We start from the raw sequence: 8,221 nt of genomic DNA, 5'->3' as shown, positions 1-8,221 counted from the left end.
GCTCGATCTCGTAGCCGTGCCGCAGGAAGTACAGCCGGGCCCCGGCGCCGAGTTCGTCGACGGTGGCCCGGCCGGCAGTGAAGGGGGCCCCGGCATCGACCTTCTCGATCCCGAGCGCCGACTTCAGCGCCTGCTCCACCTGGCCCCGGGACATGCCCGGGTTGCGGTTGGGGTTGACCAGCGAGCTGACCGTGGCCAGCAGGGTGCCCTCGCCGTCCGTCTCCAGCGAGCCGCCCTCGCCGACGAAGCCCGCCCGGATCCGGTCGATGCCGTAGTCGCCGAGGAGCGCGGCGGCCGCCGCGGCGTCGTGGGAGAACGGCTGGTAGTACGGCGTGCCCGTCTTCCCCCAGCCGTTGAAGTTGGTGTCGACGCCGGCGATCGCGCCGGGGGCGACGACGAAGGTCGGACCGAAGTCGCGGATCCAGAGGTCGTCGTCGGCGATCTCCAGGACCTCGATCGGGTGGTAGGCGCCGGAGCCGCAGGAGTAGCGCGCGTCGGCGGCCTGTCCGGGACGGGCCAGGACCACCACCGGCTCGTAGCGGGAGATCGTGTACGCGAGGTCGGCGATGTTGCGGCGGACGCCGGAGAGCTGGTTCTGCCAGACCGAGTACAGCGCCGGCCAGGCCATGAAGGTACGGGTGTGCCGATCGGTCTCCGCCGGCATCCGCAGCACCGGCCCGGCGGGGGCGGGCGGGGTGGCGGCGCGGGCGCTGGCCGGCAGGGCCGCGCCGAGGGCGGCCAGCGGGAGCGCCGCCGCGCCGAACTTGAGCAGGCTGCGCCGGGTGGAGTCGGGCGTGTTCATGGGGGCTCCCTGGAGGGGGTCGGGAGGTGTGGGGTGACCCACATCCTGGACCTAACTGAAAGTTCAGTCAATATTCCGGGGCGATTCGCCTCACCCCGGAGGTAGAGTGAACGCCCGTGTCAGATCGTCGAACTGAGATCGTCAGGGCCGCCACGCGCGTCATCGCACGACGCGGCGTCCGCGGACTGCGGGTGGGAGAACTGGCGGCCGAGGCCGGAGTGTCGACCTCGCTGATCTACTACCACTTCACCGACCGCGCCGGGATCCTCCGCGAGACCCTGCAGTTCATCGGCGAGCGCGCCGAGCGCTACACCGGCGGACCGGGGGCCGCCGGCTGGGCGGACGACCCCTGGTCGGACCTGGAGCAGGCGTTGCTGCCGGAGCTCCAGGACACCGCCGAGGTACGCGAGAACAGCACCGCCTGGGGGGAGTTGAGAGCCAGTGCGGTCTTCGAGTCCAGCCTGCGCGAGGACCTGGCGCGGGCCACCCACACCTGGGTGCACGAGATCGCGGACCTGCTCGGCCGCGCCCACCCGGCCGGCACCGCCCCCGCCCACGCCGCCTCCGCCGAACGCCTCACCGCCCTCCTGGAAGGGCTCAGCGTCCGCTGGCTGAGCGGTTCGCTCGCGCTCGACCACGCCCGCAGCCTGCTCGGCGAGGCGATCGACGCGGAGCTGGGCGCCTGCCGACAGGGCTGACTCAAATCCCGGTCAGCCCGAGGCCCGCAGCGACGGGAGTCTCAGGCCCGGGGAATCCGGGAGGGCGTCAGCCGGCCTCCGGCTTGCCCGGCTGGTCATGGGTGGAGCAGTGGATCCCACCGCCGCCGGAGGCGATGTTGTCGATCTTCACCGGGACGATGTCGCGGCCGGGGAAGTGGTCGCGCAGGATCTGCTGCGCCCGGTCGTCGGCCCTGGCGTCGCCGAAGCGCGGCAGGAACAGCGACGTGTTGGCGACGTAGAAGTTGATGTACGAGGAGACGAACGCGTCGCCCCGTCCGGTGATCCGGTCCGGGTCGGGCTGCGGCAGGTCGATCACCTGCAGCGGCCTGCCGTGGGCGTCGGTGGCGCCCTTCAGGACCTCGCGCGCCTGGGCGGCCGAGCGCGACCAGACGTCGGCCGGCGCACCGGGGAACGGCTGGTCCAGCAGGACGACCCCGGGGGCGGCGAAGCGGACCAGGCAGTCCACGTGCGCGTCGGTGATGTCCTGGTCGCGGACGCCGGCGAACCAGATCACCTTGGTCACGCCGAGCGCCTTCTTCAGCTCGGCCTCGATCCCGTCCCGGCTCCGGCCCGGGTTGCGCCGCTGGTTGACCACCGAGCTCTCGGTGACCAGCAGCGTGCCCTCGCCGTCGGTCTCGAACGAGCCGCCCTCCGCGACCACCGGTGTGCGCACCCGCTCGACCCCGTACCTGCCGAGGACGGCGGCGGCCAGCGCCGTGTCGTTGCCGTGCTCCTTCTGCTTGTCGCCCCAGCCGCTGAAGTTGAAGTCGACGCCCTTCGGCGTGCCGCCGTCCTCGACGAAGACCGGCACGGTGTCCCGGGCCCACAGGTCGTCGACGGGCATCGGGACGACCTCGACGTCCTTGCCGCACGCGTTCTGCGCGGCGTCGGCCTGCCCCGGGCGGGCGAACATCACCACCGCCTCGTAGCCGGCCACGGCGCGGGCGAGCCGCGCGATGTCCGCGCGGACGTCGGGGAGCTGGTCGCCCCAGATGCCGGCCGACGCCGGCCAGGACATGAAGGTGCGGGTGTGGCTCTCCCACTCCGCGCCGAACCTGCGCCCGGGCGTGGCGCCGGTCCCGCCGGGTGCGGGCGGCTGCGCCCCGCCCGGCGCGGGCGACTCGGCGGGGCCGGGCGGCGCCTCCTCCCCGGCCCCGTCCGACGGGGCGCAGGCCGCGGCGCCGAGGGTCAGCAGACCGGCGCCGGCCACGGCGCGCAGCATCGTGCGGCGGGACGGGGGCGTCGGCAGGGGCGGGGGCAGGTGGGACACGGAAGCTCCAGCGGGATGAGGGTGCGGGGAGGCGCGGGCGGGGCGGGGCGGCGGCCCCCGGGGTCGTCACGGGAGGCGAGGGCGCCGGCGGGCGCGGTGCGGTGCGGCCGCGGGCACGGCCACGGCGTGACGACGGCGTGACTACGGCAGGGGCTCCTGCATGGTGGAGCAGTGGATGCCGCCGCCCCCGGCCATCAGGCGGTCGACGTCGAGCTGGACGACCTCGCGTCCGGGGAAGGCGTGGGCGAGCGTGCGCCGGGCGGCCTCGTCCTTGGCCACGTCGCCGAACTGTGCCGCGATCACGCCGCCGTTGACGACGTGGAAGTTGAGGTAGGAGTCGACGAACTTCGCGTCGCGCGAGCGGACGGTGTCGGGGCCGTCCACCCGGATCACCTGGAGCCGGCGACCCCTGGCGTCGGTGGCCCGGGAGAGGACGGCGAACTGCTCGCGGGCGTCCCGGGCCCAGACGTCGTTGCGGTCCGGCGGGGGCAGCTGCACCATGACGACGCCGGGCCGGACGAACCGGGAGGTGACGTCGATGTGGTCGTCGGTGATGTCCCCGCCCTTGATCCCGGGGACCCAGATCATCCGGTCGGCGCCGTACGCGTCGAGGACGGCCTCCTCGATCTCGTCCCGGCTCATGCCCCGGTTGCGGTTCTTGTTGACCAGGCTGCTCTCGGTGGCCATCACGGTGCCGTCGCCGTCGGTCTCGACGGATCCGCCCTCGCCGACGAAGTCGGCGTGGGTGAACCGGAGCCCGAGCAGGCCCGCGATGCCGCGGGCGGCCTCCGCGTCGTCGCGGTGGGTCTGCTTGCGGCCCCAGCCGTTGAAGTTGAGGCCGACGGCGTCGAGGCGTCCGTAGCCGTCGCGCCGGAACACCGGGGCGATGTCGCGCATCCACAGGTCGTCGGTCGGGACGGCGTCGGTCACGGTGACGGCGGGCCCGCACAGGGCCTGCGCCTCCCGCACGCTGTAGTCGTCCGGGGCGCACATCACGACCGGCTCGAACCGGGCGACGGTCCGCGCGATCAGGGCGATGTCCTGCTGGACGCCCGCCAGCTGCCGGCCCCAGACGGACCGGCGGGACGGCCACGACATCCAGGTCCGGGCGTGCGGGACGTCGTCGCGGTCCACCCACCACTGCGGGAGGTTCTCGTCACCGTGGATGTCGCTCATGCGGGTCTCCAGAATCAAGTGTTGCCCACCGGGTGACCGATGGCCTTGCGGGCGGCGCCGACGGCCGTCGTCGATCGGCGCCACGCCCACACTCTGGCATTTACTGAAAATTCAGTCAAGAATTCGGAGACGAGCGTGCTGCGGAAGGACCCCGGGATGCGGCAGGGCGAGCCCCGGGACGCACGAGGCCCCGGGCCGTCCTGGCCCGGGGCCGGAACCCGGCGCGCATCAGCCGCGCAGCCGCTCCAGTTCGCCGTCGATCGCGCCGGCCATCAGCTCGCGCGCGTGCTCCACCGGCAGGCTGCCGCTGAGCCAGCGCACGCTCAGCCCCTCCAGCAACGCCGTCAGCCGCTCGGCGGAGGCGGCCAGGGCGGCGGCGCCGTTCATCGGCCGGACCTGCCCGAGCAGGTCGGCGACCTCCTGGACCCAGACCAGCGTGGCCCGGGCCAGGTCCTCCCGCAGGTCGGAGTCGAACACCGCGCTCGCCCGCAGCTCACCCCACGCCGTGCTGTTCTCCCGCACCTCGGGGGTGTCCTGGAGCTCCAGCAGCAGCGTCTGCTCCAGCTCGCCCCGGGCGTCGAGGGGCGGGGCGTCCGCCGCGCGCTCCGTCGTGTACCGCTCGGCGCGGTCGTTGATGAACTCCAGCGTCGCGCGGAGGATCCCCGCGCGGTCCTTGAAGTGGTAGTAGATCAGCGCGGTGGACACGCCCGCCTCGGCCGCGAGTTCCTCCACCCGCAGCCCGCGGACGCCGCGCCGGGCGATGACCCGTGCGGCCGCTTCCATGATCAGGGTTCGACGGTCTGCCACAAGCGGTCACCCTACCGGGAGGGCCGCGGGCCGGGCCGTCGGGGTCCCGAACCTGACTGAATCTACAGTCGGGCTATGATCCGGTGCGATCCCGACCCGGCGGCTCCATCCGACCGGCCACGCCCACCGGGCCTGCCGGACCCGTCGGACCCGTCGGCCACGGCCGCCACCCCGCCACGCCCGCCCGACCCGCTGGGAGCCCCCATGACCACAGAGCCCTTCGGCGGCCCGTCGCCCACGGCGTTCGAGGCCCTCTCCCCGGACGACCCCCGCGAGGTCGGCGGCTACCGCCTCTGCGCACGGCTGGGCGCGGGCGGCATGGGCCGCGTCTACCTCGCCTACACGCGCGGTGGACGCCCGGTCGCCCTCAAGGTCGTCCGCCCCGAACTGGCCGGTGACCCGGAGTTCCGCCACCGCTTCGCCCAGGAGGTCGCCAGCGCCCGGCGCATCCACGGCCTGTACACCGCCCAGGTCGTCGACGCGGGCACCGACGCCGCCACCCCGTGGCTGGCCACCGCCTTCGTGCCCGGCCCCTCCCTCCACCAGGTCGTCCACCGCCACGGGCCGCTGCCCGAGCGGACCGTCCTGCTGCTGCTCGCCGGCATCGCCGAGGCCCTCCAGGCGATCCACGCCGCGGGCGTCGTCCACCGCGACCTCAAGCCCGGCAACGTCCTGCTCGCCGCCGACGGGCCGCGCGTCATCGACTTCGGGATCGCCCGCGCCGCCGACGCCGCCCCGCTGACCGGCACCGGCCTGCGCATCGGCTCGCCCGGCTTCATGGCCCCCGAGCAGGCGCTCGGGCTGTCCGCCACCCCGGCCACCGACGTCTTCGCCCTGGGCGCCCTGACCGCCTACGTCGGCTCGGGCACTCCCCCGTTCGGCGACGGCCCCGAGCCCGCCTCGCTCTACCGGGCGGTGCACGAGGAGCCCGACCTCTCCGGCCTCCCGGCCGGCCTGCACGAGCTGGTCCGGCAGTGCCTGGCCAAGGACCCCGGCGACCGGCCCGACACCGCCCGGCTGATCGAGGCCGCCCGCAGCCACCCCGCCACCGGCGGCGCACTCCACTTCTCCGACGGCTGGCTGCCCCGGCAGGTCAGCACCGAGCTCAGCCGGCACGGCGACCTGCCCACCACCCCTCCCCCGCCCGCCACCGGCCTGGACCCGGCCAAGGCCGCGGCCGACGCCCCGACCGCCCGCGTCCCCGCCCCGGCGGCCACCCGGCTGGAGCCCGCCGGCACCGGACGCCCGGCCGCTCCCACCGGGCGCAGGGCCGCGGCCACCGCCCGCCGGGGCGCCCGCACCGCCCTGCTGACGGGCGTCGCCCTGCTCGTCGGCGCCGCGGCGGCCTCCGTCCTGCTGGACCCCGAGTACTTCGACGACCTCGACGACCAGAACGTCGCTGCCACCGGCAGCGCACCGCCGTCCGCCGGCGCCGCCTCCACCCCGCCGCCGCCCGCCCCGCCGAGCGCGTCGCCGTCCGCCCCGCCGAGCACGCTCCCCGGCTACACCACCGTCTACACCGGCCTCGAACTCACCTCCCCCGACCACACCTACGAGTTCGACCTGCGGGCCGGCAAGGTCGCCCCGCTGGACACCTCCAGCTGGTACCTGGGCCGCCACGCCGGCGAGTTCTACCTCCCCGAGGACAGCGACGCCTACCTCGCGCCGGCCCGCAGCCTGACCCTCCCCGACTGCCTCAAGGGCATCGAGACCCAGCCCGCCGCCAGCCTGCCCTTCACCACCGCGACCCCCGACCGCGCCTTCTGCGTCCGCACCCGGAACGGCCGCGACATCGCCGTCGTCCGCCCGCTCAGCACCGGACCGGACGAAGGCCCGGTCAAGGTCGCCGTCACGTACTACCACCGCGCCACCTGACCGGCCGGCCGCTCCGCCGGCCCGCCGCGCACTGTTCCCCCTTCCTCCCCGGTGCCGTAGCGTGACGACATGGACACGGAACCGGCCTCCCGGCAGGACGTCGTGATCGTCGGCGGCGGGCACAACGGACTGGTGGCGGCGGCGTACCTCGCACGGGCCGGGTACCGGGTGCTGGTGCTGGAGCGGCTGCCGCAGGTCGGCGGTGCGGCGGTGTCGGCCCGGGCGTTCGCCGGCGTGGACGCCCGGCTGTCGCGGTACTCGTACCTGGTGAGCCTGCTGCCCCGGAAGGTCGTCCGGGACCTCGGGCTACGGCTGGAGCTGCGGCGCCGCCGGATCTCCTCGTACACCCCCGCCGTCCGGGACGGGAAGCCCACCGGGCTGCTGGTGGACGCGGCCGACCCCGCCCGGACCGGGGACTCGTTCCGCGCGCTGACCGGCGGGGAGCGGGAGTGGGAGGCCTGGCGGCGCTTCTACGGGACCACCGGGGAGCTCGCCCGGCGGGTTTTCCCCACGCTCACCGAGCCGCTGCCCTCCCGCGCGGGGCTGCGCCGGCGGATCGCGGACGACGCCGCCTGGGAGGCCCTGTTCGAACGGCCGCTGGGCGAGACGATCGAGCGCACCTTCAGCGACGACCTGGTGCGCGGAGTCGTCCTCACCGACGCGCTGATCGGCACCTTCACCCACGCCCACGACCCCTCGCTCCTCCAGAACCGCTGCTTCCTCTACCACGTGATCGGCAACGGGACCGGCGACTGGGACGTCCCGGTCGGCGGGATGGGCGCGGTGACCGGCGCCCTGGCCGAGGCCGCCCTGGCGGCCGGCGCGGAGATCCGGACCGGCTGCGAGGTCACGGCCGTCGCCACCGACGGCACCGGCGACGCCGAGGTGACCTACCGCCACCGCGACGGGGAGGCGACGGCGGCGGGCCGCCGGGTGCTGGTGAACGCCGCCCCGGCGGTCCTGGCCCGGCTGCTGGGCGAGGAGCCGGGGCCCGCACCGGAGGGCGCCCAGCTGAAGGTCAACATGGTGCTGCGCCGGCTCCCCCGGCTCAGGGACGCGGCCGCGGATCCCCGCGACGCCTTCGCCGGCACCTTCCACATCGCCGAGGGCTACCGGCAGCTGGAGACCGCCTACGCCGAGGCGGCGGCGGGCCGGCCGCCCACGGCGCCGCCGTCCGAGATCTACTGCCACACCCTCACCGACTCCTCGATCCTGGGGCCCGAGGCGCTCCGGCAGGGACTGCACACGCTCACCCTGTTCGGTCTGCACATGCCCGCCCGGCTGTTCACCGACCCGGCGGCCAAGGAGCGCGCGCTGGCGGCGGCCCTGGCGCAGCTCGACGAGGTGCTCGCCGAGCCGATCGCCGACTGCCTGGCAACGGACGCCGGCGGCGCGCCCTGCCTGGAGGCCAGGACACCGCCGGACCTGGAGCGGGAGATCGGCCTGCCGGGCGGGCACATCTTCCACCGCGACCTCGCGTTCCCGTACGCGGCCGAGGAGCCGGACGGCGCCGCCGCCCGCTGGGGCGTGGCGACGGCGCATCTCCATGGCCCCGGGGGTGTGTCCAGCTCC

At 75.1% G+C, this 8,221-nt stretch carries 7 protein-coding genes; 3 read left to right on the top strand and 4 right to left on the bottom strand.

What is annotated here, in order from left to right:
• Nucleotides 1–802: agmatine deiminase family protein (locus tag ABZ885_RS31190; protein WP_360195960.1), on the bottom strand; the 802-nt coding region annotated here is incomplete at its 3' end.
• Between the two features lie 116 nt (nt 803–918).
• On the opposite strand from ABZ885_RS31190, the gene ABZ885_RS31185 reads away from it, so the two are divergent.
• Nucleotides 919–1,500 carry a TetR/AcrR family transcriptional regulator gene (locus tag ABZ885_RS31185; protein ID WP_360195957.1) on the top strand — a complete coding sequence of 194 codons (582 nt, stop codon included), beginning with the start codon at nt 919–921 and terminating at the stop codon, nt 1,498–1,500.
• 67 nt (nt 1,501–1,567) lie between these two features.
• Here ABZ885_RS31185 and ABZ885_RS31180 read toward each other — a convergent pair whose 3' ends face one another.
• The 3 genes from ABZ885_RS31180 to ABZ885_RS31170 all read right to left on the bottom strand — a co-directional run bounded on the left by ABZ885_RS31180 (nt 1,568) and on the right by ABZ885_RS31170 (nt 4,774).
• A complete protein-coding gene (locus tag ABZ885_RS31180; protein ID WP_360195963.1) occupies nt 1,568–2,743 on the bottom strand; it encodes an agmatine deiminase family protein in 1,176 nt (391 codons plus the stop codon).
• Between the two features lie 189 nt (nt 2,744–2,932).
• Nucleotides 2,933–3,967 (bottom strand): agmatine deiminase family protein, encoded by a 1,035-nt coding sequence (locus tag ABZ885_RS31175; RefSeq protein WP_360195954.1) that lies wholly within the window; start codon nt 3,965–3,967, stop codon nt 2,933–2,935.
• A gap of 228 nt (nt 3,968–4,195) precedes the next feature.
• The gene (locus ABZ885_RS31170; protein ID WP_360195951.1) at nt 4,196–4,774 is read right to left on the bottom strand and encodes a helix-turn-helix domain-containing protein; all 579 of its coding nucleotides are present in this window, start codon (nt 4,772–4,774) and stop codon (nt 4,196–4,198) included.
• Nucleotides 4,775–4,978: 204 nt separating this feature from the next.
• On the opposite strand from ABZ885_RS31170, the gene ABZ885_RS31165 reads away from it, so the two are divergent.
• Together ABZ885_RS31165 and ABZ885_RS31160 are read left to right on the top strand one after the other, a co-directional pair.
• Complete coding sequence (locus ABZ885_RS31165; protein WP_360195948.1) at nt 4,979–6,649, top strand: serine/threonine-protein kinase; 1,671 nt, start codon at nt 4,979–4,981, stop codon at nt 6,647–6,649.
• A 69-nt stretch (nt 6,650–6,718) separates the two neighbouring features.
• On the top strand, nt 6,719–8,221 hold a 1,503-nt coding region (locus tag ABZ885_RS31160), incomplete at its 3' end, for an NAD(P)/FAD-dependent oxidoreductase (RefSeq protein ID WP_360195945.1).

It is taken from the genome of Kitasatospora sp. NPDC047058, assembly GCF_040643935.1.
In the GTDB taxonomy this organism is placed as follows: Bacteria; Actinomycetota; Actinomycetes; order Streptomycetales; family Streptomycetaceae; genus Kitasatospora.
Note: the sequence above shows the minus strand (reverse complement) of the source record. Positions and strands in the feature narration are given on the sequence as shown.

Excerpts from the sequence above, each read along its gene's own strand:
- ABZ885_RS31175 (WP_360195954.1), bottom strand. The coding sequence starts at position 3,967 with ATGAGCGACATCCACGGTGACGAGAACCTCCCGCAGTGGTGGGTGGAC.
- ABZ885_RS31180 (WP_360195963.1), bottom strand. The coding sequence starts at position 2,743 with ATGCTGCGCGCCGTGGCCGGCGCCGGTCTGCTGACCCTCGGCGCCGCG.
- ABZ885_RS31165 (WP_360195948.1), top strand. The coding sequence starts at position 4,979 with ATGACCACAGAGCCCTTCGGCGGCCCGTCGCCCACGGCGTTCGAGGCC.